Raw genomic sequence first — 25,982 nt, 5'->3', positions numbered from 1 at the left:
GCTCTTTTCTAATTTTTACTAAGCAGAAGGGCTCGGATAGCCCTGACGGTGTCGTTCACGAGATGCCGCGCAGGCGATCAATCTCCGCCGCGACCTGCAGGGCGGCTTCCAGCTCGGACTGCTGGTGCTCTTCCATCAATCGCCAGCGCTGAGCTTTTTCCTCGGGCTCGGTCATGGCCAAGGCGAGGTATAGGCTCGGTGGTACCGCGCGGAACAGCGTCTCTAGGTTCTTCGACAGGACGACGCCCTCGGTGTACTTGCCCGAGGCCTTGCTTGCGGAGAGCAGCAGCGCTTTCTGCGCCGGCGTGAGTTTCTTGAAGCGGGCTATTTCCTCAATTTCCGCTGGCGGCATGTTTAAGCAGATCCACCATTCGATCATGTTGAGCATGGTCTGCGCCGCGTCGGGCAAGTCGGCCATGTTCTGCGTTGCCAGCCAGAACCAGGCACCGAGCTTGCGCCACATCTTCGTGCCCTTGACCACGAAGGGTGCCAGCAGCGGATTCTTGGTAATTATGTGGCCTTCGTCGGTGACCATGATGATCGGTCGTCCCAGGTACTGATCGCGCTCAGCGATGTTGTTTACCGTGTTCATCAGGCTGATGTAGCTGATCGACATCTGCGCCTCGTAACCCTCACGGGCGTACGTGGCGAGGTCGACGATCGTCACGTCGCTCTCCGGCCAAGGTGTGCCGGGCCGGTCGAACAAGGCACCTTCGAAACCCTGGCAGAACAGGTCGATCGACTCGGCCATCTCCTGCGCTCGCTCGCGGCGTTTGTCGGGCAGATGGGTGTCGCTGGCGACCTTACGCAGGGCATCGCGGACATGGCGGGTCAGCACCTGCTGCTCAGTCGTCGCGCAATGTCGGGCGGCGTCGAGGATGCACTCGCGGATCAGACTGCGGTCTGCTCGGGTCAGGCGCGCCTCTTCCTTGGCTTCGCCGCCGGTGATCATCAGCCGCGCGGTAATCTCCAGCTCGCCCAACACATCGCGCTGCTCGTCACTGTCCGGCGCGGCCTCATCCAGATCTTCAGTCGACAGGCTGGCGACCTGGTCTGGATGTTCAATTAGGCGCCGGGCATGGGCGAACGGCGCCAGGCTCACATCGCTGCCCGGTTTGAGCTGAACCTTGTTGATGGACAGCCCGAGGGTGGCGAAATAGTCACCCTGTAGACCAAAGGAGTTGCCCGCCTCGACGATAAACAAACGTGGCCGGTACACGGCCATGACCTGCATGAGGATTGAGACCAAGGTGGCCGACTTGCCGGCGCCGGTCGGGCCGAACAACAGCAGGTGGCCATTCATCGAGCGGTCGAAGCGTGACAGCGGATCGAACGACAGCGGCGCACCGCCACGGTTGAAAAAGGTGATGCCCGGGTTGCCGGTACCGATGCAGCGACCCCAGAGCGGCAGCAGGTTGGCGACGTGCTGGGCAAACAGCAGTCGGGTGTACCAGTTACGTGTGTCCCGCGCCGGGTTGTAGGCCATCGGCAACCAGCGTAGGTAGCTGTTGCACGCGGCCACTTCATCGCCCTCGCGCACCGGCTGCAGGCCGGCACCTAGCAGCACGTTGGCAGCCTGGACCGAACGCTGGCGCAGCTGCTGTTCATTGGCGCCGCGCAAGTACAGCGCCAACGTGCCGCGGTACAGCTTGTGCTGGCGACCAATCAGCGCGCGGGCCTCTTCCACGTCCTGGCGTGTCTGGGTCGAGGCGAGGTTCTCGCCGATGGCTTTGCGCGCCAGACGATTGAGCTGCTCCTCGAGCACATCCTGGGGTGTGATCACCAAGGTCAGGCTCATCACCGCCTGCTCGGGCAACTGATCGAACAAGGCGTTCAACGCTTCGCCCTTGCGTGTTTCACCGGTCAGCTGGCCGATATGCGGTGGCCTGCGTAGCTTGTCGACCACCATCACGGCGTGGGGCTGTTGATCGAAGTACCACAGACCCTGCTCGCTATCGGAGCGCGGCTCTTGAAAGAACAGCCGCTCGGCGAAATCGTGGTCGAACGGCAGCGGCAGCTCCTCGCCGTCATCCCCTTCCGGATAAGGCACACGTCGATAGAACGCGGCAGGCGTTTCTTCGGTGAGGGCAGGGGCCGGGTTGAACCAGGGCAACAACCAGGCGTAGAAGTCGCGCCCGGTCAACCGTCGAGGGCTGACCCCGCAGGCCTGCAGCGAGGCCACCAAGCGGTCGCAGGTGCGGCTCAACAGCTGAACCGGGTTCTGCCCATCCTCGTCAGCCTGCTCCCCGAGCCAGCGATAGACCACCAGGCGAATACGCCGATTGCTGCCGCGCCACGGCAGGTGAGACACCACATGGTCGTCGAACAGCCCGCCCGGTTTGCCGACGGCGTCGAGGTGACGCTGCATCGACGCGAGGAAAGCCTCGGTGAACGGCGTACCTCGCGCGCGCGGCGCGATGTAGCGCTCCAGGCGTTCAAGGTACGGGGCAAAATCACTGTCGTCCTGGCAGAAGAACTGCACCACCCAAGGCGCCTGATCGAGCTCGTCGAAGCTGTCCTGCAGCGCATCTTCCAGGGCGTCGCGTGCCGCCATTAGCCACTCGGGCTCGCGGCCCTCGGTGCCGATTGGTTGCAGCTCGAACACGGCCCCCACGGAACGGTTGTCATCGAGCAAAAAGCACTGCTCATCTTCGAGGTATTCGACCCAGGGCAGGTGGTCGGCGAAGCTGGGGTTGTGCGCGTACTGGGCGGCCTCATCGGCCAGCGTGGCGCGCCGACGCTGCGCCTCGCGCCAAGGCCTCCAGCGTAGCGGGTCGCGACTCGCGTCATCGGCCATCACAGATCGTCCAGGCGCTCGCCGGGCAGCGCGTACTCGACCTTCTCGTACAACGGGAATACGGTCGAGTAGCCAGGCACCGGTGCCTGTTGGGTACCGGCCAGGTGCGGGTAGACGTACATGACCAGGTCTGGGTTAGGCAGACGCGGAAACTGGGCACGGATTTCGTTGGCCGCAGTGCGCGTATAGGCGCTCTGGTCGTTCATCAGGCGCTCGGGATCCAGCACCGGGCGACGCAGTTCGCCCCGCGCCTCCAGCAGCTGTTGCTGAGTACCGACCGAGCCACCGCCGTTCCAGATATCAAGCATGGTGTGATCGCCATGGGGCAGCATTTCCTCTTTGCTGGTGGAGCAACCGGCCAAGTGCAGGCCGAGCAGCAGGCTAATCCAGATCCAGTACCGAAACGGATGGGCTTTCATGGTTCACTCTCCGGCCTTTTGGTTCGTAATCGATGCTGATTTCGTGGTCCAGGTGCAGAGCCACCTTGGCCCCAGGGGGCACGTAGATGGCGGCGAAGGCTTCGCCGTAGAGCTTGTTGATCCACTCACGGATGTCGCCAATGCCACCGCTGATCACCGAGTTCAGCGCGCTGTTGCCGCTGTTCTGGCTCAAACCCAGGCTGCCGCTGGCCGAATTAATGAAGGAGGTGTTGGTTTGCTCGCTGCCCAAGGCCGCGGCGAAGCCGGCGCCGGCCGCAGTGATCAGACTCTGGCTGCCCAGGTACTGCTGGGCGTTGGAGCGGCGCTCACCGGAAATGCAGGGGATGCCGTAGGGGTCGGAAATGTAGCCCAGGCCGCCGCGGATCTTCTCGGTGTCAGAGGTCTGGGTGCTGCTGCGATTGCGGCTGACGACCTTCTGCGGCTGCGGCACCGTGCGAACGGTGCCGTCGCCGAAGACAAAGGTGATCGACTCGACCTGACCACGCACGCAGGACAGCGTCCAGTCACCCGCAGCGGTGCCGCTCATTACCGCGCCGACCACGTCCGGCAGGTCGATGCCGTTGGCAGTGAGGTTGTCTGGCCCCACCAGCACCTTGAACGGATAGGGATCGTTCACTGTGCCGTCCACCGGCACCCGGCCAATCAGCGCGGTCATGGCGATCGAGCCCATCAGCGTCGAATTCTCGGGGATGGTGTAGACGGGGCGGGCACCTTCGGTACGGTCCTGGGCGTTCTCCAGGTCACGTTCGCCTTTGGCGACGGCACGCAAGCGATCCTGGCCACGGTCGATGGCGTTGTCGTCCAGACCGTGCAGATCCTTGAACTTCGAGGTCAACGACGACAGCGGTCCCTCGGCTTTGCCGGTGTTCTCTTGGCCGGCGCGGGAATTCGATGGTTCGATCCACTGCACCGCATCTGCCGGTGCCTGAGGGCCTGCAAACTGCTGCTCGTCGCCTGGCTCAAGACCGAAGCCCGCAGGAACATCCGACTTTACGGCGGGCTTACCGGTGAGCTGATCCTTGAGCCTGGAGAGTAGCCCCTGGGTCTCGCGGTGCTGTTGCTCGGCCTTCTGCCGTGCATCGTTGGCCTGCTGGCGCTGTTCGGTAACCTGTTGGGTGACACTGCTCAGCGTGCTCTGGATGCGCGTATCGATATTGCCTTCGCGCGTGCGCAGCCGGTTGTTCTCGGTCTGCAGGGCATCGTTGCCTTTCTTCAACATCTGCATTTCGCTGCGCATCGCTTTTACCTGGCCGATCAGCGTGGCCACGGTGTCGCGTGGGGTGTCGCCGGCGATGCCCAAGGCTTTGGCCTGTTCCGCGCTGAGCGTGGCATTCTCCGGATCGTGAGTGGGCTGGCCATCCGGCGCGGTCACCCAGGACTTGATGATGATCAGCACGATGCCCAGCAGGACCGCAGGCACAAACCATTTCAGCAGGCCGTTAGCTTTCATGATCGGCAGCCTCCGGTTTTGGCGGGGGCAACAGCAGCGCGTGCTTCAGGTCGCCGCCGCGGGTGACGAGGTATGCCACGGTGGTGTCTTCAGGCGTACCGGTGAGACCTAGGTCCGCATGCTGGAAGGTTGCGGCGTACAGCGTGGCCTGTAGGTGACGCGGGTCCAGCGCGACCTTGCCAGGACCGCGGTTCACGATCTTTACCGCCGTCACCCAGTAGTCGCCCAGCCGCCAGGCCGCGAGTGCCTTGATCGAAACCCGCTCGGTGGGCAGCAACGAACTGAAAGCAACGGCGTCGCTTAGCGGCACCCGTCGCACACCGGGCAGTGGTGCCACGGTACGCAGGGGCGCATAGAGGTTCTGCGCCGCATAGCGGGTGAGCACCACAGGTACCGGCGTAGCTGCCGGTGCCGCCTCCTTCGCAGCTTCCACGCCCGGTACCGAAGCCTGGCCCACGATCCTGACCGGCTCCAGTGCCTCGCTGCCCTCGAGCGCCTCGATGTCGATCAGGATGATGTCACCTGACTTCACCGACTGCAGTTGCAGCCGGGTAGGGGGAAGGGTTTCAGCGGCGCGCAGATAGACCGTGCCGCCGACGGACTGCACGCGCAGCTTGCCAGCGATCGCACTGGGCAGCCCGACACGCACATCCTCATCCAGCATCAAGACCCGCTCCTGGCCCACCGTAAGCGGTACGGCCAGCGGCAGGCGGTCCCAGTATTTGACCTCGATCGCACCGACTGCAGAACACCAACCTGCGGCAACCGCCAGAATCATGATCAAGACACGCATCATCCCGCACCTCCAGGCAGCGTCAGTTTCTGCGGTGTGCCTTCGTAGCAGTCCAGGGCCAGGCCCCACTTGTTGTGCTCGGGGTCGACGTCGAAGCGCACCACACGCAGCGGGTAGCGCACGACGACGCGTTTCACCGGCTCGGCGGCGTAGTACTCGTCGGCATTGAGGTCGAGTTTGACCAGCCAGCTGTGCTTATCCAGCTGCTTCACGCGCAAGTCGGGATCGTCGCTGTAGCCGCGGCCCAGCACCTCGTACACCCCGCGCACCCGGCCGCGCAGTTCGCCGGCGGCCTTGCGGTACTCGAAGTCACCGTCGAAGAAGGTCTTGCACGCCGGTGTCAGGTAGGGCTGCAGAGCAAAGATGGCACGGTGGTAGTCGACCTCACCGTCGGTTGGCCAGCGGTTGAGTTGGCCGAAGATGTACAGAGCGAAGCCGTAGATGTTTTCCGGGGGTACATCCCACCACTTGCGCGTACTGCCGGAGCGCAGATCGGGCGGCACATGAATGGTCAGCTCGGAGGGTGCGGACTGCCAGCCGTACCACAGCCCGCAGCACAGCAGTGCCAGGATCGATACGGCCAGACGCAGGCTGAAGATATGCGCCTGCTGCGCGTCGACTTTGTTGCGGAAGCGGCTCATTCAACAGCCCTCACATGTCGACGTGTACGGCGGACGGTCCAGGGCCCCGAATGCAGGATCAGCTGATGAGTGCCGATGCCCCAGTGCACTGCCAAGTGCCACTGTAGACGCCGGTACAACCAGGTTTCCGGCCGGGCGCGCTTGGCTCGGCGCATCAGCTTGCCGCCGCCCAGCAACACCAAAGCCATGCAAATGAACATGCAGGTGGGGAGGGTAGCGATGGAGGCGGTGGCCACCGCCAGCGGCGCACCGAGAATCACACCTAGCCCTGCGCCGACGATCAGCGCGACCCACATCTCGTCGTTGGTGAGCCCGCGAAGAACGGCCGGGTCATGGTTGAGGCGCTCCGGGAGGAAGGTCAGCGTTCCGTCAGGCAGAGTGGCTGGGGAGTCGGACATGATGACCTCACAGGATCGTCGCAGCTTTGGTGAGGAACCACAGGATCACCACCACTAGCAGCGCGCCGACGCCGACCACCGCGCCGAGATCCTTCCAAGTCTTACGCTGGTTCTGCACGTCGGCGTAGACGGTGAGCGAATGCCAAGCCACGCCGAGGAAGGCGAGAGTGGCTATCAACAGGCCGAGCAGAATGCCGCCGTCGTAGGCGTAGTTCTTGATGGTGTCGATCAGACCCGAACCTTCGCCGCGAGAGGGCGCTTCCATGGTCGGTAGGTCAGCCCAGGCCAGCGTCGAGCTCAGCAGCACTAGGCTACCGAACAGGACTTGCGGACAGGATTTCCGGAACAGAGCGAGCGGGCGATGGCAACGACGGTAGAGGTTCATAGCAAGGACTCCTGATTACGACAACATGAAAAACATCAGCACGATCAGGGCGAGGACCAGGCGCAGCGTGCTGCCACCGAGCGCACCGAAATTGAGGTTGCCGGCTGCCCACCCGCGGTAGCCGGTCCACAGGGCCCAGCTACACCAGAGCAATGCGAGCACGAGCACAGATGAGCGCCACAGCACCGAGCTGAGCTGCGGGGTGAACCCGGCAACGGCAGAGAACGCGTTTAATTGGGCGTCAGTCATGCTCATCGGAAGGACTCGAGTTAGCCGCTTCAGCCCGGTAGTCACCAGTGAACTCGACCAGATCGGCAGGCTGCGCGCGGGAGGGCGACAGGTAGTTGTGGATTCCTTGACGCATACGCTCGAGGTCCGCAGCGAACCTCGGATAATCGAAGCGATAACGGGGCCCTGCAGCATCGACAGATCTGCTGCTTGCGCTCTTGGCCAATAGCTCGATGGCGGTGATCTGCCGCTGCACCAAGCCCAGACTTGAGCGCTCGCGTACGTCTTGAGCCGCAGCAGAGAGCGTTACAAAACACGCAAGGAGCAATGTGTAGGGAATAGGAGTCATGATTAAATCCAGCCGGGTAACTGGCTTTTACCTTGAAGGCGCAGGCGGGTTATTGCATGACCAAAAGGGATTTTCGGTCATTCACATTCGAGGAGCAGGGGTGGATGCAGGGGGGGGGCGGTTTGCCCTTACGCAGGTTGACTACAGCAGCTAAAGCTCCAGGTATGTTGGGTTGCACATGAATCGGTGCTTGCGTTTGTCGGCTGCTCCGACTGTTCGAGTGACCTTGGTCGTTGTGTTCCTCCTCCAGTCACACTGGGTAATAGATTCGGTTTGGAAAGTAAAGCTTTCGTCAGAAAAGTATGATATTAAAATGCCTTTACGTTGCAGATTAACACGGAGGGTTTATGGCGTATCGAAATAAAACTTACGTCGCTTTCGCAAGCGAAGACATTAACTTGTATCGGCTCATGGAAGCATGGCGCGAGAATGATAAGATAGACTTCGATTTTTTTGATGCTCACGATCTATTCATTTCGAGGGATACAAGTCAGCGGGAAACGATTAAGCGAAATCTTCGCCAGCGTATGAAAAATGCAAAGCAGGTTGTCTTGATTGGCAGTCCAGATGCCAAGAGGAAAGGCGGGGATGGATATTCGTTTTTGGCTCACGAGCTTGAGCTAATTGTGGAGTTTGACTTGCCCGTTGTGGTGGCGAATAAAGGCGGCAGTCGCGAAATTCAACGAGCGTTAATACCGACTCCCCTGCTGAATGCGGACTACTATACAATGTCAGTTTCGCTGCAGCCAGCTATAATAAAGTTTGCGCTGGATGAGTATGTCCCAGCGTTCGCCCAGAAGGTGAGAAAAGGTCCGCATTATTATCCGGCGGATATTTATAAGAAGCTTGGTATCTAGCGGGCAGGTGGAAAGTTATCGCTCCGGCAGAGGTTTTAATCTGCCGGATCTTAATTAATCTTGTGTTAGGTTACAAACCGTTCCTGGCGGACTTTATGTCAAGTAAATTAATTTGACTAATTTTGTCTTTGTGAATTATTATGTTGAGCTTTGCTGGGTGCTTGAAGCGCATCTCGCTTATTCTAAAAGTCCAGAGCATGATCTTTAGTAGTTCTTCGTCGCTTATATTTCGATGTTCTTTAATGCGCGTGATGCCCGATCCGAATATTGGTGTTGAAACGCTTTGCTGTGCGTACACTCTATTGACGTTGTCCCAGAATTTTATCAAAAACCCTAGGTACTCAGGCATCGTTAAATAGGCTTGGTTGCGGTCGTTGAATTTTGAGAAGGCTGCAAGAAGAAAATCCTCGTACACACATATAGTGCCTATGTCGTATCTCTGTTTCTTTCCAGTTGCCCTAGTTTCGTTTAACTCTAAGATTTCACACTCGTCGAATCGATAGGCGGTCAGATGATTTTCAAGGTCTACTAATGCTTTTGGTAAGTGCCTGTCTATGAATATTCCGTTTAAAGAGCTGTGAGAGATTATTTCGTCGTCAACTTGTGTATCAAAGTACTCGTTAAAGGCGATCGCTTTAAGGCCGGGTTGCTTGAATATGTCGCCTACTTTTACGATGACTGTTGTGCTTTCTATCTTTAGTTCTACTTCGGTTAGGTTGTTAGATGTCCACCAAAAGTAAATATAAATTAAAATCAAGAATGCCACACAGGCGATCCCCGCTGTGACCTTTCCAGTTTCAGGTATGGTTACGAAAATTAGTAGTAATGACAGCGCTGTGCCGGTCGCGGCGAGCGCGCCCCAGAATCTCTTGATTATCCGCTGATCAAAAAAGCCTATTTGACTCATCCTGATGCTCCTAGCGTCGCAGGCGGTTATTAGTTTATGGGTGAAGTCAGAATGAGATCCAGTCACGATTAGGAAAAGCGAACGCACTCGCTCAAACCCTCTAAGGTTTCACTTCTTGTGTCGACGCCAAATGCTTCAAGAAATTTCCTCGCGAAAATATCCTTGGGGCCTTCTTTTCCCTCCTCTTTATTCATTATTCTAGAGATGGAGCTAACAAATAAGTCGGAAATTTGCATGAGTGGAGATATGCTGGAGTCTTCCGCCTCAACTATGTCAACATACACGTTTCCTTGGAAGATGTTGCTGGCAGCATTTTTCAATTGTAATTCTATTTCCATTAGCGCAAGTTTGTCTTTTGACGCTTCTTCTGCATCCTTTCTAAATTGCAGGTTTCGTGGGAGAATGGCTCGGCCAGATTTGTTTTCTTCGGTAATTCCTTGGATTACCATATGGTAAAATAGCTTATTGAGCGTGTCGTCGACATTGTAAAGGCCGCTACGATTTACTCCGAGGCCTTTGAATGAGATTGAGGAGGAGTTCTGTACGATAGAGCCAAGCAGCGCCTCGTAGGCTTCGAGATTCCCCTTGTTGATTTCTTTAAAATGCATTTCGCCTTTGAATCCTATCTCTGCCTTCTTCCTGTTAATGGCGGCAGTGATCTTCATGGTTTCGTAGCTTCTTAAAATCCAAAGGCTACCGACTAATAGGTACTTTCCGGTTTTTCCGCTCTCATCGGCATAGATGCAATATACTGGGTGCGAAGGTCGGACCTCAAGAGCACGCTGCTTTTCTTCCTCTTCCAGCTTCCCTCTGTATTTTCTAACTTCAGGTGATGCAATGAATAGACCCAGTATGTTTTGTACCACCGCTCTGGCGCGTGCTATAGAGTGCAATCTCTGCAGTTTGGGGTAATTTTCAAATGAAATATCACCCCCGCTATAGAGGTCGGTTTGGAAAGTCTTCCAATAAATGATTTGGCACTTGATGTCAGAGTCTCGGGCCTGAGGATAGTGATTAAGAATCCACGCAACTCTATCGGTCACACGCGTCGGGCTGTTACTGGCGATTGCAGAAAGTACCCGAATTTTTTCGGACTCTTTGTCGCGATTTTTTCTTTCTGACGCAATTAGAAGCGCTTCCTGCTCCGCACCTTCCTCTTCTTCTTGTGAAATGACAGCAATGTCGTTCATGTGAAGTCCCTTTACTAATCGAGCGTTGGCGATATGCCAGCATTGCCCGAGAGTGGTTGTGTAGTCAACTCTCAAGAGGTGGTGCTGGTCGCGCGTAGATAACCTGCGATCAATGATAGGGAGCCGTGGTTGTGCCGTCGGTGTGGCTACTGCTTGTTTTGCCTCAACCGTGTACGTTCTAAGGCGTTGATTTTAAATAACATATTTCGGCATTCGCCGAGGTGGGCAGTCAAAGGTATTTTTTGAATGTAGTAGCAGTGATGGCCACCATGATGCCAAGTAAAATGGCGCATGGCAGCAGCACCCAGATGGGATTCACCGACCAGGGCAAGGATAAGTAGATCACCCAGGGGCTGACCACCAGCGGCAGTAGTGTCCGCTTTGCTCGGTGGTAGACGAAACTGCTTTCGCGGCCTGCTCCGAACTTACGCAGGTCGCGACGCATCAAGCCATCGATCGCGCCGGTGATCACCGCGAGCAAGAACAGTGGGGTGGCCAAAGTGAGTACGGCCAGCCGCACTGCGAAAGTGAAGGTCGTGAACAGGGCTGCGAGCAGGTAGTCCTGCATCACAACGTAGACTTGCGCGAACTGCCCCTGCATTGAAGGTTCCTGACTGAGCAGTTTCAGCTGGGTATCAGATGTCGCCCATCCAGACCGCACTACGATCCAGTCGTTCAGGTGTTCGAGTACCTTGACGGTCGCTTGCGCCGGCTCTTGCACGAGCAATGACTTCTTGAAGTGATCGCTGAGCCAGCCTAGCTCGCTCAGCCACATGGCATGGCTATGGTGCCAGCCCTGCTCGGACCAGAACCACAGCATGCCCACGAATTCCAGCACAATGGAGAAGATCAGCGAAGCGAACAGCAGGCCGAGTAGCCGCAGACACAGTTCGAGCATGCCGAAGATGAGTCCCGGACTTCGTTGTGGAGGCGGTGGGCTGTCTGGGGCAGTCGGCATATGGGCTCCACAGTACTCGGTTGCTCACGGCGCGCAGATTAGGAGTGCCTGCGCCCTTGTGGAGGCATCTCGGGATCAAAATCGACCGTCGGCGCACCGCCAGCGCTGCTCCACCAACTCCCCGCATTGGCGTTGTAGGACTCGCGCATGCGCGCGGCCAGGGCCTGCAGATCCGCCGGCATCGCATCGTCGCTAGCCGACTTCGGTAGCGGCATGCGCACCTTCCACAGCTGTCCTCCCTCCTGGAACGAGAACATCTGGCCCTTGGGCAAGGCGATGATGTGCGCGGGTTCAATCAGTGGTACCGAAGTGGTGGTGACCCGATCCTGCGAGGAGGAGGTGAAGTCGGTGCGGGCGTCCGGATCGGCGGTGTCCGTCGCGCCGGAGACCAGGGTGCGGGTCTGCACGTTGACCTTGGGCAGTTGTTTGGTCAGCAGTTCTGCGGTCGCGGTTTCCCGCACGCGAAGCATCTGCAGGGTGTTGAAGTTGCCGATGACCTGGCCGGCCTTGGCCCGGTTGCCGATCCGTGCCTCGATGTCGCTCAAGGTCTGGGTGTAGGCGGTGACCTGGATACCGGCGCCACCACCCTTGTTGATCAGCGGAATGAACTCGTCGCCCATCAACTCGTTGAACTCGTCGGCATGCAGATTGATCGGCACCTTGTCCGCAGCGCTGGAGGAGCCTGGCAGGCCATGATCGATGCCATGCTTGTAGATGTGGCCAGCTACGGAGACCAGGTCGGCAAACATCGAGTTGCCGACGGCAGCGGCAACTTCAGCATCGGACAGCGCGTCCAGGCCGACGTAGACGATGCCGCGTTTGCGGATGACCTGCAGCCAGTCGAAGATCGGCCTCGGATCGTCGAGGTCGGTGTAGTTGGGGGCGAGCAACTGTGCGGTCTTGCCGCTGGTGAGTTTTTCCAGCAGCGGCAGCAGCGAAGCCACGATCTTGTCGAAGTAGGTGCGGTCGTAGCGCACGGCCGAGCGCAGGCCGTCCATTACAGGATCGAAAATGCGCTTGGCAGTCAGGTATTGCTCGATCGCCACCACGCGCTTTTCCCGGCCAATCATATGCCGTGGGATGTTCTTCTCGTTCAGGCGGCCTTCGATCTGCACGATCGCTTCCCAGGCCTGAGGATCATGGCGGGCGAAGAAATGCTGAGCGTACTCGATGAACAGCGCATCGATGTTCACCACGTGCCGCTGGATCTGCAGGTAGTCAGGGCGGCGGCCGAGCTCGATCAGCGCCCGGGCGATGATGTTGACGAAGCGCCAGGCAAACTCGCGAAACGCCGCCGAGTTGCCTTCACCGCTGAGCTGGCCAGCGATGCGGGTGGCGACTTCCGAAATGCGGCCAAAACGACCGATGGCGTTGTAGCGGGCGGAGATCTCCGGCCAGCCCAGGTGGAACACATAGAACTCACGCTCGCGGCCGGCGCGCCGCGCCTCCACGTACATGCGCTTGAGCAAGTCGGCATCGCCCTTGGGGTCGAAGACGATCACCACCTCCTGGCTGGTTCGATGGATGTCCTGGGTGATGTACACCTCGGCCAGGCGCGTCTTGCCGACCCGGGTGGTGCCAAGTACCAGGGTATGCCCGACGCGTTCGCCCAGCGGTAGGCTGGCTTCTTGCTCCTTCGGCTCGACGCCATGCAGCAGTGGCGAGCCACCCACCGGTGGCAGTGGCCGCACCGGGTTCAATGGGCTGTCCCAGGCGGTCAGGCGGGGCAGCAGCGACAACCCGGGTGGAGCCTTCTCCAGCAAGTGCTCCATCCGCCGTGCCCACTGGTGGGCCGCCGATTGATTGACATAGCGGGCCAGCGCCGGGTCCTGCGCCTCGAGCAGACGCTGGGTGTGCAGGCGGGTCCAGCGAAAGCCGCGGCCCATGAACAGGCGCTTGCCGCTCACCGGAATCTGGCGACTGGTCAGCGAATAGCGCGGCAGGCGGCGGATGTTGCGTCGATAGCGCAGGACGATCCGTGCCTCATTCAGCCGCTTCAGGCCGATTGCAGTGTAGGCCAGTGCCATGCCGGCCCCCACCTCGGGCGACAGGGCTACCGCCCAAGGTGAGTGCAGACATAGGGCGCCAGCACCCGCGCAGATACCCACGGTGTATAGCTCCACCGCAGGACGCAGCAGAGACTCCATCGCATGTTCGCCCATGATGCACCCTCACTGTTCCAGGCCGGTGGGCGTGATCAGCACCGGGTAGTGCTGCAGCTCTAGGCGTTCGGCGATGTCGTCACCACTCACCGGCCAGATGTTCAGTCCCGGGGCTGCCGCCTGGATACGTCGCAGCGCCTGGGCGTCGGTAACTTCAACGGCTAGACCGCTGGCGCCCAGCTTCTGCAGCGTCTGCGCATGCTGGGCCAACCATTCCAGAGAAGCGGCGTCGTGCCCGACCAGGAACAGCGGCGTGAACCCTGGCAGGCTCAATGCCCTTGGCGACACGGCACCGGGTGAAAGGCGTGTACTGTGTATGGGCAGGGTCCAGGTCAACGCGCGGGGATCGGGCAGTTGGCTGGGGGCCGCGAGCGCGCCAACCGTCCACCACAGGCAGGTAAACAGCGTTATCCAGCACCGATGGGTCATGGCTGCGGCCCTCTCGGATAGGACACGACTGCCTGCACACGCTGCCAGTGCTGGCTGAACTGTCGGCGGTAGCGCGCTGCAGGTTTACCGCCGGCAGGGCGGTGATAGCGGCCCGCCGCCACGACCCAGTCACCGCTGTCGGCGTAGTGGGCGCGCAGCAGATCTGCCGTCACGGCCAGGTTGGCGCGTGGATCGAGGGCCTCGCAGGCACTGTGGTAGCGGTCCGGGTGGTAGCCGAGGTTGGTCTGCCCGAGCCCGACATCGATGCGCTTCGGATCGTGACGGACCAGCGCTTGTTTGAGTGCGGCACACGCCTCATCACGGCGGGCGAAGCGCAGCGATGTGCCGGCGACATTCAGGGTCCAAGGCCAGGGCATTAGGTGACCCCGCAGCGGCGTACCGCTCTCTTGCAGGGCGATGGCGAACAGCACGGAGGCGGGGATGCCGGCGCGCGCGGCTGCCAGTTGATACGCAGGCGGCGGCAGCGCTCCCGCTTGAACGGCCGCGGCACCGGTCAAGGCCAGCGCTAGGATCACTCGATACGCTGCCATTTTCCGTCCACCTGCTGGAAGCGCGCCGGCAAGGGGCGGCTGGCACCCAGGGCGAACCAGCGGCCGCGGTCATGGTTGAGGGTGACCTGGCCACTGCTGACCTGGGCGGGGGTAATGCCCGCGCCACGTGCCCACTGGCGCAGACGCCCGTCGTCACCTTGGCTGCCGACCAGGTACACATCGAGGTGCGTACCGCCACGCAGCCATTGCTGGGTGCTGGAGACGCAGGGCGGGCAGCGTTCCTCCACAAACACGGCAAAGCGGCCAGCAGGCGTAGCCGCTGGATCATCGGCCATGCCCTGTACGGGCAGCATCCCAGGTAACAGGCGTGCCCAGGCGGCGGTGTAGGCCTTCTGGTAGGCCAGCTCGCGCTCGGCACGTTTGGCTTCGAGACGGACCTGCAACTCGGCGTAGCGCTGCCTTTCCTGGTCAGAGTCGGCCTCTACGCCGAGGGTGGTGAGCGGATCGAGTTGCGGCGACCAGTAGTGGCGGGGCCCAGCCTGCAGGCGCTCGAACTTGGCCCACTCATCATCGGTTAGCCCCCAGGCCTTGGCCCGAGCCGTATCGGATACCTGCCGATCCAGCAGCGTTTGTTCGCTGAACTGCGGGGCTGAGTCGACCAGTTTTGGCGCGCTCAACGCCAGTTCTGCGAATAGGCAGCCGGGAAGCAGGATGAACGAGAGAATGGAGAGCCGAGTCATACGCACCTCTTCACGGCAGTGGCAGCGTGCGGTCGCCATGCCCAGGAATGTGGAATACCACCTGGTCCGCACGGATCGCACGCAACTGCCAGCTGTTAAAGCTGTCTCCCGGTTGCAGCAGGTGCACGGTTGTCAGCGAATGGGCGCCGACCGGCAGGGCAGCCACGAACCTGACGTCACCTCGGGTCTCGATACCCAGCAAGGTGAAGGGCGGTGTCAGCGCCTTGGCCTTGGCTTTTTCACCGATGGAGGCCTGTGGCTGCGTGCTGGCGGCCGCAGACACAGAAGGGCGGGCCGACAGTCTCTCTAACGTCGCCTCTGCCGCGGCCAGCCGTTGTTCCAGCGCTGTCATATCGGTGCTGCTTGAACCTGGCGGTGCCGCCTGGAGCGTCTTGAGCGAGGCGGCCAGCTCATCCTGCTGCTGGCCGAGGGCGACCTGCGCCGTGGTGTGTCGACTTTGCGCCTCGCCCAGCGCCACGACCTGCGGCTGTAGCGTCGTGAGCTTGTCGGCCAAAGCATCGATATCGCGGCGCAGGGCTGGCGTTGGATCCGCCGGGGCATTGCGGGCCGCAGCTTGAAGCTCGGCCAACTGTTGGTGATGGTTGTACGTTTCGGCGGCGAGCACCGCGGCGCCCAGGCACAGGGCACCGACCACCAGCGCCTGAAAATGGAGGACCTTCATGGCGCAATCTCCAGTGTGGAGAATGGAGGTGCAGGCGACGGCACGCGCAGGGCGTAGCACACGCTCCGCTCGACCGGATCGATCTCGAGTCGCCAGGCCGGGCCGCCGATGATGGTCAGGGCGTCCAGCAGCGAGATCGGTCCGAGCTGATGCTGTACCGCGGGCAGAGGGCGACGGAACAAGCGATCCACCGCTGGGCTGTCGGCACACAGCGCGTAGCCCGAGCGGTGCAGCACGTGACGTAGGGCTTCACCGACGGTGGCATGCAGGGCTGGCGAGATCTGCACGTTGACCAATTGATACAGCGGCTGGCGCTGCTCCACCGTGGGACGCGTGGTGACCAGGGTGTAACGGTCCTGGCGGACCCAGGCCGGAAGCTGGGTTTTCGGCTTGGGCGATGTCGCCGGCAAAGCGGGTGGTGCTGCGGGTGCAGGAGCCGGAGGTGGGGTGCTGCAGCCAGCCAGGGCGATCATCAGACCGAGGGTGGGAAGTAGGGATGTGTGCATGACCGAGTCTCGACAAATGTTGCCGATACCATGGCGAAGGCGCGAGGCGAGTCCCCACTGGAAAACCGAATCTGTCGAGCTAGTTTTTCTGTCAGCCACCACAAAAAAGGCGCCCGGGAGGGCGCCTTGGTCATTCTTCGGTGAATAGCGGTAGCTCCGAGAGCGGTGCCGCGTCAGGGTCAAAGATCAGCAGGCGGATGTCCGCCTGGCCTGCTAGTAGGAGCAGCTTGAGTAACACTGGGGGAACACGGTCAGCGAGCATCCGCCCACTGACCTCGTCGGCGCTGCAGGGGCTGCCCCGGGCTTCAGCTTCTGTTGCCCAAGGCGTCGAATAGAGTTTGCAGCCGACGGCATGGCTGGCGTTGAGTTCGAAGCACTCGAAGAAGCCCGCCGGTGAATTGCACCAAGCGCGCACCTGCAGGTACTCGAAGTCGTCTGCGGGCAGGTGGGCGCTGCTGATTTCCCAACTGCGGCTGTAGTGCCCGGTGGCAAAGGACAGTTGCTCTATCAGGTTACGCGCGGCTTCCACGTTGCCGAGGTCGCCGATATGCATCGAGCGTCCGAGCTGATTGCCCATGATCTGGTAGAGCACTGTGTTCACCAGGCCATCGGCCGGGCAGCGCATGCGCAGAAACTCGGGTACGCACACACCGTCGGTGATCACCGCGACGTCGTCATCGAACAGGCACGGCTGCAGGTTGATGGCTTCATTGGGCAGCTCGTTCTGAGCCGGGTGCAGTGCGCGGTAGCACGGTGGGCAATCGTTGGCATAGCTGATCTGCAGGACACGCTCGTAGCGCAGGTCTTGGAAGCCGCGAAGAAACGGATTGGGCAGGGAAGGGTGCATGGTGGTTCTCCGAAAGCGCCGAGGTCACCCCGAACGGGCGGTGACCTCAAGGGCAAGGTGGGCTGTCAGATCCAGCCGTATTCGGCCAACGAAAGCGGAGTGCCTTCGCCGACGATGATGTGGTCCAGGACGCATACCTCAACCAGGGCCAAAGCCTCAGTCAGGCGGGTGGTGAGCACCCGATCGGCGCCGCTCGGTTCCGAGCAGCCGGAGGGGTGGTTGTGGCTGAAGATCACGGCGGCGGCATTGTGTTCGAGTGCCTTGATCACCACCTGGCGGGGATACACGGAGGCACCGTCTATGCTGCCGGTGAAGAGGATGTCGAAGCTCAGCACACGGTGGCGCGAGTCGAGGCAGAGCAGGGCAAACACTTCGTGGTGGTAAGGGGCGAGTTGCAGTTTCAAGTAGGCTGCGGCATCGGCGGGAGTTATCAGCACCTCGCCGCGCTGGAAGTGACGTTGGTCCAGCAGCTGCAGGGCCTCGGTGATCAGCGCATCCTCACGGGCGCGTTGAGCCAGTACGGGATCGAGCGGCTCGACGAGGTTCAAGGTGGTGTTCATGGGCAATTCCTCGTGGCTGATGGAGCGCCCCCTTGGGGCTTGCCCCAGGCTGGTTTAGGTGTGTGATCAAAGGCGCGTGAAGCGATTCCGAGTGCCGTGCAGGGGGCTTTGGCAGACTTCGCACGGTTGCGTGGAAAAGGCCTCGATACCGGCGCCGGTATGCGGATCGAAATCGGCGCTCAGGGGCAGCAGGGCCTGCAGTTGTAAGCGCAAGTGAGCGATGCGGTGTTCGACTTCAGCCTCGCTGTAGTACAGCGACAGCGCACTGAAGTCGTCGTAGGCGACCGCCTGCAGGCAGTCTTCACAGAGCCAGAAGCTTTCCATGGCGACCTCCGACATGAAGGTACAACAGGCGCTCATAAGAGCGCCTGCTGCGGGCGGCCAACCTGCCTTAGGCAGACTGACGTGCGGCAGTGGATTTACGTGCAACGGGTGGGGTTGGCTGGCCTTGGTCAGCGTCACCCTCGCTGCTCGCTGTTTCCGATTCTGCTGCTTCAGCAGCCTCAGGGGCGGCGGCAGCGTCGGTCCGAGCCGGCGCACGGTAGCTGAACTGACCGTCGACCTTGATCCACTCGATGAAGATCAGTCGGCCTTTGAGGCTGGCGCCGGGTTGCCCCTTGCGTTCGCCTTTCTCGTACATGAACGGATCGACCCAGAGGTCACCGATGCGAAACGCGATAAGGACCTTGCGTTCGGCTTGGACGTCTTCCAGGTGTTCACGGATCAGCCGGTCGGCTTCACCGCTGGCGACCTTGCAGTCGAAGCGTGTGTACTCGACGTCGTCCGAGGCACCGTGCAGGGCAGCGATGTCACAGGCCATGAACGCTTGGCCGCGGCGAACCGGGACTTCGCGGACACGGTTCAGGTAACCGATGCCTTGGGTGTGCAGGTTGAAGTAGGTGGTGGGGGCGTTATTGCTTGCAGTAGTCATGATGAAGCTCCTGTTCAGCAGAAACGCGGACATCCACCGGCCCTGGCGGCTGGTGAGTTCCGCAAGGGGAGGTGCAAACACATGGTCGGTTGAGAAGGCGCTCATCACCGATGGGGCGGTGACCGTGCGAGCTGCCGAGCGCGAGTCGCACTTTTGGGGAGAACCACCCGAAGCGGGCGTAGCCTTGAAGGTCCTGGCTACCTGGGTGCTGTCAACGACAGCGAGGTACAGGTCATCTATAAGACGCTGCAAAAGGCCCGTCAACCGTGGTTTTCAGGCGGTCTGGGCGGGCGGAGTCGGGTGGCTTTCGGTGGATTCTCGGCGACGAAAAAATAGCCCGACGGTCATCAGGCTAGGAGGAGTTGGACCACCCTTGACCCGGCGATGTGGCACCGAAGTCCGTCGCAGAACTCCACTGCCGATCCACCTGGATCAACCGACCCTTGTCGTGGCCTGGGTCGGAATCAACTGGCACGCATCCGCGCACAAAAGGTGCCCAGTGTTTCGCCGGCGGGCACCGGAGCTGAGCATCGTCGCCGAAGCGGATGACCCCTAAGGCTTGGTACAAGCCGCACGGGTCATCCACCTGGGGGACTTGGAACGCTGAGAAGTCATCCGCAGATGTGCTGAAGTGTGGCTCCGAACTCTAGGAGTCTGACCGAGCTGCCCGGAGCGAATCGGTCTAGGTCGCCAAGCGGCGAGGGGCCAGATCACTACACCAGCGCTGTGGTGTGCCGTCAAGTCATGTGTTTTTCGCCCGCTTGGTCTTGGCCAAAGCTTTAGTGCCCTTGCACTCGGGGTAGCGGATGCACGACCAGAAGCTGCCGGTGCGACCTTTGCGCTGGCGCATGGCGCTGCGGCAAACCGGGCAGAACGGCCCCTTGCTGGGGGGCGGGCGCAGGGTGAGCGTGGCGTTACTGCGCACCAGTCGAGTCAGCCATTCTGCCTGCTTGGCGAGAAAGGTCTCGACGCTCAGCTGGCCCGATTCGATGCGGTCCAGCGCCTGCTCCCACAGCGCGGTCATGACCGGGTCGGCTACTTCTGGCGGCACCGCTTCGATCAAGGTATGCGCCGCGGCGGAGGCAGCCAGGCTGCGTTTCTTCTTGGTCAGGTAACCGTGATCGATCAGGCCCTGGATGATGGCCGCGCGGGTGGCCTCGGTACCGAGCCCGCAGCTCTCCTTGAGCTTCTGCTTGAGGCGCGGCTCGGCCACCTGGCTGGCGATAGTTTTCATGGCTTTGATCAGGGTGCCTTCGGTGTAGGCCTTGGGTGGCAGCGTGCGCTGTGCGTTGAGCGTGGCGTCGACCAGCGCCACCGTCGTGGATTCACGCAACGTCGGCAACCGCTGCACCGGTTCGGCCGGCTCGTTGCCGTCGGCCTCGTTGATCATCGCCTTCCAGCCGCGAGCCAGGATCTGCTTGCCGCGCGCCACCAGTTGGTCTGCCTGGCTGTGTAACTGCGCCTGGGTTTTCAGGTACTCGTGCTCGGGCATGAACTGCGCGAGATAGCGGGCGCGAATTAGCGTGTACACCGCCAGCTCGCGCTCGGAGAGCTGCGTTAGGTTGAGGGTGACGGCGGTGGGAATGATGCCATGGTGCGCGGTGACCTTGCTGCTGTTCCAGGCGCGGGAGCGGCGACAAGGGTCGACCTCCTTGAGGACTGCCCCCAGCGAAGGCGCGGCGGCGGCCAAGGCGTGGAGCACGCGCGGCACCTCATCGAGCATGCTCTCCGGCAAGTAGCCGCAGTCGCTACGCGGATAGGTCGTCGCCTTGTGTGTTTCATACAGGGCCTGGGCAGTGGCCAAGGTCTCCTGTGCACCGAGTCCGAGCTTGGCCGAGCAGATTTCCTGCAGTGTGCCCAGGTCAAACGGCAGCGGCGGGCCTTCGCGCACGCGCTCGACTTCGACACTGTCGATCTGCGCGCTGTCGGCTTGAGTGAGGCGCCTGAGCGCCTGCTGCGCAGCGTTTTCGTCGATGCAGCGTCCAACCGCATCGCTGACGGCGGCGGTGGGCTGCCAGCGCGCTTGAAAACGGATGCCGTCCTGCTCCAGGTGTGCATCGACGGTCCAGAACGGTTGCGGCACAAAGCTCGCGATCGCCCGGTCGCGCTCGACCACCAGGCGCAGGGTGGGCGTCTGCACGCGTCCCACCGGCAGCAGACCATCGAAACCGGCGCGGCGGCCGAGCAGGGTGAACAGCCGACTCAGGTTGATGCCGACCAGCCAGTCCGCACGGGAGCGGGCGAGGGCACAGTGGTACAGCGGCAAGGTCTGCTCTCCCGGACGCAATGCGCTCAGGGCTCGGCGGATCGACGACTCATCCAGCGCGGATAGCCATAGGCGCAGAATCGGCCCCTGGTACTGGCAGCGTTCGAGAATCTCCCGGGCGATCATCTCGCCTTCGCGGTCGGCATCGGTCGCGATCACTACTTCGCTGCAGGTGCGCAGCAGCTGGATGATGACTTTGAGCTGGCCAGCAACCTTGGGCTTGGGCACCAGTTGCCAGCGGCTGGGAATAATCGGCAGGTCATCCAGCGACCAGCGCTTGTAGTCGCCGTAGGCTTCAGGCGGCGCGGTTTCCAGCAGATGACCGACGCACCAGGTGACGGTGAGGTTTTGACCCTTCAGGCAACCATCACCGCGGCGGCAGGCCTGCAGCACTCGGGCGATGTCGCGGGCTTGGGATGGTTTCTCGCAGATGAACAGGCGCATACGCGGGCCCTCTCGGTGGGTACCGACAGGGTGAGGGTGTAATCGCGGAGCGCTAGGGTAAATCCGAAGGTGCCGAGCTCATATCGGCGGAGGGGCATTACTTGCGTTGCGCAAGGTGGCTCGCCAGCGCTTTCAGAGACTCCAAGGCGAATTGCTTATCCGCATCATCGAGCTCCTTGATGATCGAGTTGATCTGCACGCCCAGGTCCTGCGGCCGAGGGCTGATCGCGAGCAGCAGCTCATCGGCGGGGCAGCCGTATAAGTCGGCCAACTGCAGCAGCTTGGAAACTGAGAGCTCAACGAAGCCACGCTCCAGGCGCGACACCGCTTCGCCAGAAATCTGCAGATGCTCGCCGACCTGTGTCTGGGTCAAGTGCCGGGCACGACGATACTTCGCCAACTGGCGACCAATGTGATGTGGGCTAGGCTCTTTCACGGGCAATGGGGGCGCTCTCCAATTCGACCCATATGGTCGAACAGCACCCCAAAGATATGAACGGCTCAAAAGGTTGACTAACAACCCTGTGGGGCGTATCACCGAAAAAAGCTGGATGACCCGACCGTCACCACGGAGGCAACAAACTTGCACGGATCCCACCAGAGTGAGGCAGATGCGCTAGCGATCAAGGCCTATGAGCTGTTTATGGCCACCCATCTGGAACCGGACAAGGAGCAGGCTCGCGCCCGGCTGATTGCTTGGCTTCAGGAGAGTCCGCTGCACTGGCGGGCGTTCCTTGCCCTGGACCAGTATTTGGCGGAAGTGAAGCAAATGCTGGAACATGAGCGGCATAGGAGTGCCAGGCGAGAATGAAACATCGGCAGCAGCCGGTGTTGCCCGCTGAGCTGACTGTATGGCTCCAGCGATGTCGCGCTGCGGGCGCCAATTCCACTGAGTGCCACGCACTTATCCGGACTTGCGTGGCGCTTTCTTGCCACCCCCCTTGCGTGAAGTGCTGGCGTTATCGTTGGCTTTCTCGCGCATGGTGACCGAGGCCAGGCGGTGCGGCAGAATACCGATGCGCCGGGCCTCCACCTTGAACGTCACGCGGGCGTTGTCCTCGCTGTCCTCCCATTCCTCCTTGACCGTGCGCCCTTCAACCAAAACGCGCATGCCTTTCTGGTACAGCGTGGCCCAGTGCTCGGCGTCGCGGTTCCAGAGCTCGACGGGCGCCCAGTAGCCGCCGCGATCCTCGTAGCCGCCTTCGCGCGGTACCGGGTTGTCGAAGTAGACATTCAGCCGCAGCAGGCGCCGCGGCTCATCCGGATTGGTGTTGAACTCCTGATACTCCGGCACGCTGCCGATGTTGCCTTCACCAACAAACAAAGTACTCATGCGGGTTACTCCTCGGTGGGGGAACGGGTTAGGGCGAGCTCGGCGGCCTCGAGCTTGCTGGCGCCAGTGATGGCCTGGCGATACAGCGACTGCAGGCTGCTCATCTGCAGGTTCAGCACCACGCGGTTGGTCTCTAGCTGATACAGCGCCTGCCGCAGTTCAGGGTGTAGCCGCGGCTGAACCAGCGTCTCCTGCCACACCTGCACGCCCATGCGCAGAAAATCCGGGCTGCGCCAGCGCAAGAATTCAGTGCCCGTCGCGCTGTGCTGGACGACCAAACGCAGATCCAGAAACGAGAAGGGTGGTTGGGCCATGATCGCCAACATTACCGCCATCAACTCGGCGACTTGGGTGCGCAGGCGCAGGATCGTCTCGGCGAACTGCTGCAGCTCCCCCTTACCCTTAAAAGGCTTTAAAAGGCCTTTTAGGGAGGCACCTTGTGCAAACTCGCGATAGGCATCGGCTGACAAACGCCGGGCAATGGCTTCGGCCAGGGTCATGCCTCACCCCCGTCGTTCGCGGTGTCCGCTGTAGGCTGCTCCTCGGCTTCCGGCGGATTCGGGCCTTCGATTTCGGAATGCGCGTTGTTACGGGCGATCGGTGGGGCGAATTGTGAGCGGCGTGTCCCTTCAAGAATGTCCTGCGGCAGGGTGCCGAACTTGTCGATGGCTTCGCGGGCGCGGGCGTTGTTGGCGGCCATGTCGTCGCGGCTCACCCCGGCCAGGCGGTAGCGCTGCGCCAGGCCGAACAGGCTGCGCAGCAGATGTGCGCCGCCATCGATCCAGGACTCCATGTCGCCCCGGCCGATCAGCGCTGTGTGGTGGGCGAGCAGTACCCGCCGGACCAGGGTGTCGTAGTCGGTGAGCAGGTAGATCGCGAGAAAGCCCAGCTGGCTGCCGATGAACAGCGGCAGGGTGACTGGGTGGATGTTGAGGTTGTCACCGACGTCGACTTGCGTGGGCAGGGCCCGTTCCACGCGGCTCATTTGCTGCGTCAGCGTGGCCATGTCCAACCTGGCCTGCAGCAGCTTTTCCTCCAGCTGCAGCATGAACCAGTCGGCGTATGGATCGCCCTGGCTGCTGGCGTGCTTGAGCAGGTTGGTGACGCTGATGTAACCGGGCATGCCCAGAATCGGGTGTACCCCGTCGCGGCCGCTGCGCCCCTGCCACAGGCGTGCCGCATGGTGGGTGTGCAGGGTGAGGGTGATGCTGCTGCGCAGGGAACCCAGGTTGAGTTGGTAGTGATCGACCATCGCCAGTACCTCGCCGTCGGAATGACGCCGACGATGGACCGATCCTTGGCTGGCGATGCGGATCTACCTGAAGGTGGATTGCTCGCATTTTCCCGAGAGTGGATCCCCCTGGAACCGATGGCATCGACATTAGATCCACCGAGTTCCAGCCCTATGTAGCCGCAGTGATCCCTCGGCAGCGTTGTTTCAGTTCCTCCAGGCAGGAGAGGGCAAGTGGCGACGCGGTGCGCTGACCGCGGCGCTTGGATCGCTCGCGGGGCGGTTGCTCCGACGCAGGCTTGGTTGTGCGTGAGGGAGGGGTCGAGGATTTCTCTTCCTCGGTACGCGCGGCCCACAGGGTGAACTCGCCCTGGCAGGCGCGCTTGATCAAGCCCATCAGGTAGGCGACGGGTTTTCGGATCTCACCGCGGGCGCAGCGCACCGCCGCTTCATTGATCACCGCTTGTTGCTGTTCCGGCTCGAGCTGACGCATCGCCTGGGAGGCCATGCGCCGCTCGTTCGGGTTCAGCGGTAAATCTTCGGGCCATCGCGCACGACCAAACTCCACCTGCCCCAGTACCGTACTTTTTTTGCTTTGGTCTTTCTGTACTGTACGGCCAGCGTCGGTATTCCGAACCACAGGCAAATCCGGTGCATTGCCGCAGGGTTCGGGATCTGTTGCGCCAGCCGGAGAATTCCGAACGAGGTCGAGTGCGCCAGGTTCGGAATCCTTTGCATCTGATTCATCGCTCATCAGCGGCAGTGTTTGCTGGTGGACCGGCGGCAGCGAGCCGAGCCTGTCCTTGTCGAGCTGGGACAGCTGGGGGTCGGCCTGGATCTCGGCGATCACATGCTGCGCCACGTCTCGGACGCCTTTGGTGGCATGGGAGAGGTTCTGTCGTAGCAACGCCGCGTAGCCGCTGTCCAGCTCCAACTGTTCGGCTGCGGTCAACGGATCGCCGTGCAGCACATAGACGCAACCGCGCAGGCAGCCGTTGGCATCGCGTGAGCGTTCCACCAGACTGAGCCAGCGAGTGGTGCGCAAAACGTTGAGTGCGCGGGCGATGGTTTCGCGTGAGGCCTGAGCGCCGCAAGGACTGGTGGCCAGGTAGGGCTGCAGGTCCTGATAGCGTGGCGTCTTGACCTTACGTTCGGTGATCAGCCAGCGCAGGACCTGCCAGGTATTACGTTCCAGTGGCGTCAGCCGGCGGTCCAGCAGCAAGGTCTGCGGCAGCGGGTTGTTGTCGCCGTAGTAGATCGTCCGCACCGCGGGCTCCTCGGTGGGGACAGCCAGTTTGCCGTTCGCCGCGTACCACTCATTTCGGCGCCGAAGGGCGTCGTAGCATTGACGCACCACGTCCTGCCAGTCGACCTCGTAAAAGCTCAGCATGGTGTGCCTCCGTACAGTTCGATCTGTTGCCAGACCAGGGTCAGGCTGATGTGTTGTTCCTCGGCCAGCATCATCATGGTGTCCAGCGGATCGTTGTCCGGATCCTCCGTGCGCAACTGGCTCCAGCGATTCCACACGGCATGCTCCTGCACTTCACTGAGCTGGACTGGCCGACCGCGGTGCGTCTCGATCTTCAGCACACGGCGGCGCAACGCGGTCTCCGAATGGTCCAGTCCGAAGCAGCGGTACATGATGTTTGAGCTCGCGCCCAACTTGAGCGCCCGGTTGATCAACCGCTCGTTCTGTTCGTCGCGTTCGGCCTGGACGATCAGGCGTCGCAACACGGTGATGTCGACCTTCACTTCGACCCAGGCGATTGACGAGTGCGCCAGGTGGGACAAGGTAGTTGGCGGCAGCGACTGCAGCACCTCAATGTCTTCATCGGCCAGACCTAGGGCCTTGCAGCGCTGTAGGCGGCCATGGCGCAGCTCATGCAGCACCTGGTTCAACATGGCATGGTTCAATAGATTGAAAGTCTTGCTCATGAGGTGGCTCC

31 protein-coding genes are annotated in these 25,982 nt (G+C 61.2%); 2 read left to right on the top strand and 29 right to left on the bottom strand.

Translation table 11 applies throughout. The features are described from left to right. Positions 1-55: 55 nt before the first annotated feature. From AC3RCM_RS17310 to AC3RCM_RS17270, 9 genes are read right to left on the bottom strand one after another with little or no spacing between them, the layout of a single operon-like run. Positions 56-2,797: a conjugative transfer ATPase gene (locus AC3RCM_RS17310; protein WP_103469192.1), complete on the bottom strand. Its 2,742-nt coding sequence runs from the start codon at positions 2,795-2,797 to the stop codon at positions 56-58. Continuing rightward, a complete protein-coding gene (locus AC3RCM_RS17305) occupies positions 2,797-3,216 on the bottom strand; it encodes a TIGR03751 family conjugal transfer lipoprotein (RefSeq protein ID WP_103469191.1) in 420 nt (139 codons plus the stop codon). The genes AC3RCM_RS17310 and AC3RCM_RS17305 overlap by 1 nt, the downstream gene beginning before the upstream one ends. Beyond that, entirely contained in the window at positions 3,179-4,687 is a 1,509-nt protein-coding gene (locus tag AC3RCM_RS17300; RefSeq protein ID WP_103469190.1) for a TIGR03752 family integrating conjugative element protein, read from the bottom strand. The genes AC3RCM_RS17305 and AC3RCM_RS17300 overlap by 38 nt, the downstream gene beginning before the upstream one ends. Next, positions 4,677-5,483, bottom strand: coding sequence for a TIGR03749 family integrating conjugative element protein (locus AC3RCM_RS17295; protein WP_103469189.1), 807 nt, complete (start codon positions 5,481-5,483; stop codon positions 4,677-4,679). Before AC3RCM_RS17295 ends, AC3RCM_RS17300 begins: the two co-directional genes overlap by 11 nt. Beyond that, the gene (locus AC3RCM_RS17290; protein ID WP_103469188.1) at positions 5,480-6,121 is read right to left on the bottom strand and encodes a PFL_4703 family integrating conjugative element protein; all 642 of its coding nucleotides are present in this window, start codon (positions 6,119-6,121) and stop codon (positions 5,480-5,482) included. The genes AC3RCM_RS17295 and AC3RCM_RS17290 overlap by 4 nt, the downstream gene beginning before the upstream one ends. Then, a complete protein-coding gene (locus AC3RCM_RS17285) occupies positions 6,118-6,519 on the bottom strand; it encodes a TIGR03750 family conjugal transfer protein (protein ID WP_103469187.1) in 402 nt (133 codons plus the stop codon). Before AC3RCM_RS17285 ends, AC3RCM_RS17290 begins: the two co-directional genes overlap by 4 nt. Positions 6,520-6,526: 7 nt before the next feature. Continuing rightward, positions 6,527-6,904 (bottom strand): TIGR03745 family integrating conjugative element membrane protein, encoded by a 378-nt coding sequence (locus AC3RCM_RS17280; RefSeq protein WP_103469186.1) that lies wholly within the window; start codon positions 6,902-6,904, stop codon positions 6,527-6,529. Between the two features lie 15 nt (positions 6,905-6,919). Beyond that, positions 6,920-7,159 carry a TIGR03758 family integrating conjugative element protein gene (locus AC3RCM_RS17275; protein WP_024717928.1) on the bottom strand — a complete coding sequence of 80 codons (240 nt, stop codon included), beginning with the start codon at positions 7,157-7,159 and terminating at the stop codon, positions 6,920-6,922. Continuing rightward, positions 7,146-7,481: an integrative conjugative element protein, RAQPRD family gene (locus AC3RCM_RS17270; RefSeq protein WP_103469185.1), complete on the bottom strand. Its 336-nt coding sequence runs from the start codon at positions 7,479-7,481 to the stop codon at positions 7,146-7,148. The genes AC3RCM_RS17275 and AC3RCM_RS17270 overlap by 14 nt, the downstream gene beginning before the upstream one ends. 347 nt (positions 7,482-7,828) lie before the next feature. On the opposite strand from AC3RCM_RS17270, the gene AC3RCM_RS17265 reads away from it, so the two are divergent. Further along, on the top strand, positions 7,829-8,338 hold the full coding sequence (locus AC3RCM_RS17265; protein ID WP_103469184.1) for a TIR domain-containing protein: 510 nt from the start codon (positions 7,829-7,831) through the stop codon (positions 8,336-8,338). Between the two features lie 70 nt (positions 8,339-8,408). On the opposite strand, the gene AC3RCM_RS17260 is transcribed toward AC3RCM_RS17265, so the two are convergent. The 15 genes from AC3RCM_RS17260 to AC3RCM_RS17190 form a co-directional block, all read right to left on the bottom strand. Then, entirely contained in the window at positions 8,409-9,332 is a 924-nt protein-coding gene (locus AC3RCM_RS17260; protein WP_247726823.1) for a macro domain-containing protein, read from the bottom strand. Next, on the bottom strand, positions 9,314-10,435 hold the full coding sequence (locus tag AC3RCM_RS17255; RefSeq protein WP_103469182.1) for a DUF3800 domain-containing protein: 1,122 nt from the start codon (positions 10,433-10,435) through the stop codon (positions 9,314-9,316). The genes AC3RCM_RS17260 and AC3RCM_RS17255 overlap by 19 nt, the downstream gene beginning before the upstream one ends. Positions 10,436-10,664: 229 nt before the next feature. Then, on the bottom strand, positions 10,665-11,393 hold the full coding sequence (locus tag AC3RCM_RS17250) for a TIGR03747 family integrating conjugative element membrane protein (RefSeq protein WP_103469181.1): 729 nt from the start codon (positions 11,391-11,393) through the stop codon (positions 10,665-10,667). Positions 11,394-11,431: 38 nt separating this feature from the next. Beyond that, positions 11,432-13,555, bottom strand: coding sequence for a type IV conjugative transfer system coupling protein TraD (gene traD / locus AC3RCM_RS17245; protein WP_492629035.1), 2,124 nt, complete (start codon positions 13,553-13,555; stop codon positions 11,432-11,434). Between the two features lie 9 nt (positions 13,556-13,564). Further along, positions 13,565-13,984 (bottom strand): integrating conjugative element protein, encoded by a 420-nt coding sequence (locus AC3RCM_RS17240; protein ID WP_103469179.1) that lies wholly within the window; start codon positions 13,982-13,984, stop codon positions 13,565-13,567. Beyond that, a complete protein-coding gene (locus tag AC3RCM_RS17235) occupies positions 13,981-14,535 on the bottom strand; it encodes a lysozyme family protein (protein ID WP_103469178.1) in 555 nt (184 codons plus the stop codon). Before AC3RCM_RS17235 ends, AC3RCM_RS17240 begins: the two co-directional genes overlap by 4 nt. After that, a complete protein-coding gene (locus AC3RCM_RS17230; RefSeq protein WP_103469479.1) occupies positions 14,517-15,236 on the bottom strand; it encodes a TIGR03759 family integrating conjugative element protein in 720 nt (239 codons plus the stop codon). Before AC3RCM_RS17230 ends, AC3RCM_RS17235 begins: the two co-directional genes overlap by 19 nt. Positions 15,237-15,246: 10 nt before the next feature. Beyond that, positions 15,247-15,918, bottom strand: coding sequence for a hypothetical protein (locus AC3RCM_RS17225; protein ID WP_103469177.1), 672 nt, complete (start codon positions 15,916-15,918; stop codon positions 15,247-15,249). Next, positions 15,915-16,424, bottom strand: a complete 510-nt coding sequence (pilL2, locus tag AC3RCM_RS17220; protein ID WP_177410016.1) for a PFGI-1 class ICE element type IV pilus protein PilL2 — start codon at positions 16,422-16,424, stop codon at positions 15,915-15,917. Before pilL2 ends, AC3RCM_RS17225 begins: the two co-directional genes overlap by 4 nt. Before the next feature lie 130 nt (positions 16,425-16,554). Continuing rightward, positions 16,555-17,271 carry a DUF5983 family protein gene (locus tag AC3RCM_RS17215; RefSeq protein ID WP_103469176.1) on the bottom strand — a complete coding sequence of 239 codons (717 nt, stop codon included), beginning with the start codon at positions 17,269-17,271 and terminating at the stop codon, positions 16,555-16,557. A gap of 65 nt (positions 17,272-17,336) precedes the next feature. Then, entirely contained in the window at positions 17,337-17,831 is a 495-nt protein-coding gene (locus AC3RCM_RS17210) for a JAB domain-containing protein (RefSeq protein ID WP_103469175.1), read from the bottom strand. A gap of 66 nt (positions 17,832-17,897) precedes the next feature. Continuing rightward, the gene (locus AC3RCM_RS17205) at positions 17,898-18,155 is read right to left on the bottom strand and encodes a hypothetical protein (protein ID WP_103469477.1); all 258 of its coding nucleotides are present in this window, start codon (positions 18,153-18,155) and stop codon (positions 17,898-17,900) included. A 67-nt stretch (positions 18,156-18,222) separates the two neighbouring features. Beyond that, entirely contained in the window at positions 18,223-18,762 is a 540-nt protein-coding gene (locus tag AC3RCM_RS17200) for an STY4534 family ICE replication protein (protein ID WP_103469174.1), read from the bottom strand. 742 nt (positions 18,763-19,504) lie between these two features. Then, the gene (locus AC3RCM_RS17195) at positions 19,505-21,472 is read right to left on the bottom strand and encodes a DNA topoisomerase III (protein WP_103469173.1); all 1,968 of its coding nucleotides are present in this window, start codon (positions 21,470-21,472) and stop codon (positions 19,505-19,507) included. Positions 21,473-21,569: 97 nt separating this feature from the next. After that, positions 21,570-21,914, bottom strand: a complete 345-nt coding sequence (locus tag AC3RCM_RS17190; protein WP_102689183.1) for a helix-turn-helix domain-containing protein — start codon at positions 21,912-21,914, stop codon at positions 21,570-21,572. Between the two features lie 141 nt (positions 21,915-22,055). Here AC3RCM_RS17190 and AC3RCM_RS17185 point away from each other — a divergent pair, with 141 nt between their 5' ends. Next, positions 22,056-22,283 carry a hypothetical protein gene (locus AC3RCM_RS17185; RefSeq protein ID WP_103469172.1) on the top strand — a complete coding sequence of 76 codons (228 nt, stop codon included), beginning with the start codon at positions 22,056-22,058 and terminating at the stop codon, positions 22,281-22,283. 93 nt (positions 22,284-22,376) lie between these two features. Here the strand turns inward: AC3RCM_RS17185 and AC3RCM_RS17180 are convergent, their stop codons facing one another. The 5 genes from AC3RCM_RS17180 to AC3RCM_RS17160 all read right to left on the bottom strand — a co-directional run bounded on the left by AC3RCM_RS17180 (position 22,377) and on the right by AC3RCM_RS17160 (position 25,971). Next, positions 22,377-22,805, bottom strand: coding sequence for a single-stranded DNA-binding protein (locus AC3RCM_RS17180; protein ID WP_103469171.1), 429 nt, complete (start codon positions 22,803-22,805; stop codon positions 22,377-22,379). Between the two features lie 5 nt (positions 22,806-22,810). Further along, a complete protein-coding gene (locus AC3RCM_RS17175) occupies positions 22,811-23,305 on the bottom strand; it encodes a DUF3158 family protein (RefSeq protein ID WP_103469170.1) in 495 nt (164 codons plus the stop codon). Then, positions 23,302-24,057 (bottom strand): PFL_4669 family integrating conjugative element protein, encoded by a 756-nt coding sequence (locus AC3RCM_RS17170; RefSeq protein ID WP_103469169.1) that lies wholly within the window; start codon positions 24,055-24,057, stop codon positions 23,302-23,304. Before AC3RCM_RS17170 ends, AC3RCM_RS17175 begins: the two co-directional genes overlap by 4 nt. A gap of 151 nt (positions 24,058-24,208) precedes the next feature. Further along, the gene (locus AC3RCM_RS17165) at positions 24,209-25,426 is read right to left on the bottom strand and encodes an STY4528 family pathogenicity island replication protein (protein ID WP_103469168.1); all 1,218 of its coding nucleotides are present in this window, start codon (positions 25,424-25,426) and stop codon (positions 24,209-24,211) included. Beyond that, positions 25,420-25,971: a DUF2857 domain-containing protein gene (locus tag AC3RCM_RS17160; protein ID WP_103469167.1), complete on the bottom strand. Its 552-nt coding sequence runs from the start codon at positions 25,969-25,971 to the stop codon at positions 25,420-25,422. The genes AC3RCM_RS17165 and AC3RCM_RS17160 overlap by 7 nt, the downstream gene beginning before the upstream one ends. Positions 25,972-25,982: the final 11 nt, after the last annotated feature.

The organism is Pseudomonas sp. GW823-FHT05G12 (genome assembly GCF_058795575.1).
The sequence above is the reverse complement of the archived record's forward strand: the minus strand, read 5'-3'. Positions and strand labels throughout refer to the sequence as shown.

Coding starts and splice junctions, on each gene's coding strand:
- AC3RCM_RS17215 (WP_103469176.1), bottom strand. CDS start 17,271: ATGCACCCTTCCCTGCCCAATCCGTTTCTTCGCGGCTTCCAAGACCTG.
- traD (WP_492629035.1), bottom strand. CDS start 13,555: ATGGGCGAACATGCGATGGAGTCTCTGCTGCGTCCTGCGGTGGAGCTA.
- AC3RCM_RS17195 (WP_103469173.1), bottom strand. CDS start 21,472: ATGCGCCTGTTCATCTGCGAGAAACCATCCCAAGCCCGCGACATCGCC.
- AC3RCM_RS17305 (WP_103469191.1), bottom strand. CDS start 3,216: ATGAAAGCCCATCCGTTTCGGTACTGGATCTGGATTAGCCTGCTGCTC.
- AC3RCM_RS17200 (WP_103469174.1), bottom strand. CDS start 18,762: ATGACTACTGCAAGCAATAACGCCCCCACCACCTACTTCAACCTGCAC.
- AC3RCM_RS17175 (WP_103469170.1), bottom strand. CDS start 23,305: ATGACCCTGGCCGAAGCCATTGCCCGGCGTTTGTCAGCCGATGCCTAT.
- AC3RCM_RS17205 (WP_103469477.1), bottom strand. CDS start 18,155: ATGGAAAGCTTCTGGCTCTGTGAAGACTGCCTGCAGGCGGTCGCCTAC.
- AC3RCM_RS17270 (WP_103469185.1), bottom strand. CDS start 7,481: ATGACTCCTATTCCCTACACATTGCTCCTTGCGTGTTTTGTAACGCTC.
- AC3RCM_RS17225 (WP_103469177.1), bottom strand. CDS start 15,918: ATGAAGGTCCTCCATTTTCAGGCGCTGGTGGTCGGTGCCCTGTGCCTG.
- AC3RCM_RS17230 (WP_103469479.1), bottom strand. CDS start 15,236: ATGACTCGGCTCTCCATTCTCTCGTTCATCCTGCTTCCCGGCTGCCTA.
- AC3RCM_RS17255 (WP_103469182.1), bottom strand. CDS start 10,435: ATGAACGACATTGCTGTCATTTCACAAGAAGAAGAGGAAGGTGCGGAG.
- AC3RCM_RS17240 (WP_103469179.1), bottom strand. CDS start 13,984: ATGACCCATCGGTGCTGGATAACGCTGTTTACCTGCCTGTGGTGGACG.
- AC3RCM_RS17265 (WP_103469184.1), top strand. CDS start 7,829: ATGGCGTATCGAAATAAAACTTACGTCGCTTTCGCAAGCGAAGACATT.
- pilL2 (WP_177410016.1), bottom strand. CDS start 16,424: ATGCACACATCCCTACTTCCCACCCTCGGTCTGATGATCGCCCTGGCT.
- AC3RCM_RS17160 (WP_103469167.1), bottom strand. CDS start 25,971: ATGAGCAAGACTTTCAATCTATTGAACCATGCCATGTTGAACCAGGTG.
- AC3RCM_RS17275 (WP_024717928.1), bottom strand. CDS start 7,159: ATGAGCATGACTGACGCCCAATTAAACGCGTTCTCTGCCGTTGCCGGG.
- AC3RCM_RS17210 (WP_103469175.1), bottom strand. CDS start 17,831: ATGAACACCACCTTGAACCTCGTCGAGCCGCTCGATCCCGTACTGGCT.
- AC3RCM_RS17300 (WP_103469190.1), bottom strand. CDS start 4,687: ATGAAAGCTAACGGCCTGCTGAAATGGTTTGTGCCTGCGGTCCTGCTG.
- AC3RCM_RS17250 (WP_103469181.1), bottom strand. CDS start 11,393: ATGCCGACTGCCCCAGACAGCCCACCGCCTCCACAACGAAGTCCGGGA.
- AC3RCM_RS17165 (WP_103469168.1), bottom strand. CDS start 25,426: ATGCTGAGCTTTTACGAGGTCGACTGGCAGGACGTGGTGCGTCAATGC.
- AC3RCM_RS17235 (WP_103469178.1), bottom strand. CDS start 14,535: ATGGCAGCGTATCGAGTGATCCTAGCGCTGGCCTTGACCGGTGCCGCG.
- AC3RCM_RS17180 (WP_103469171.1), bottom strand. CDS start 22,805: ATGAGTACTTTGTTTGTTGGTGAAGGCAACATCGGCAGCGTGCCGGAG.
- AC3RCM_RS17280 (WP_103469186.1), bottom strand. CDS start 6,904: ATGAACCTCTACCGTCGTTGCCATCGCCCGCTCGCTCTGTTCCGGAAA.
- AC3RCM_RS17310 (WP_103469192.1), bottom strand. CDS start 2,797: ATGGCCGATGACGCGAGTCGCGACCCGCTACGCTGGAGGCCTTGGCGC.
- AC3RCM_RS17285 (WP_103469187.1), bottom strand. CDS start 6,519: ATGTCCGACTCCCCAGCCACTCTGCCTGACGGAACGCTGACCTTCCTC.
- AC3RCM_RS17295 (WP_103469189.1), bottom strand. CDS start 5,483: ATGATGCGTGTCTTGATCATGATTCTGGCGGTTGCCGCAGGTTGGTGT.
- AC3RCM_RS17170 (WP_103469169.1), bottom strand. CDS start 24,057: ATGGTCGATCACTACCAACTCAACCTGGGTTCCCTGCGCAGCAGCATC.
- AC3RCM_RS17290 (WP_103469188.1), bottom strand. CDS start 6,121: ATGAGCCGCTTCCGCAACAAAGTCGACGCGCAGCAGGCGCATATCTTC.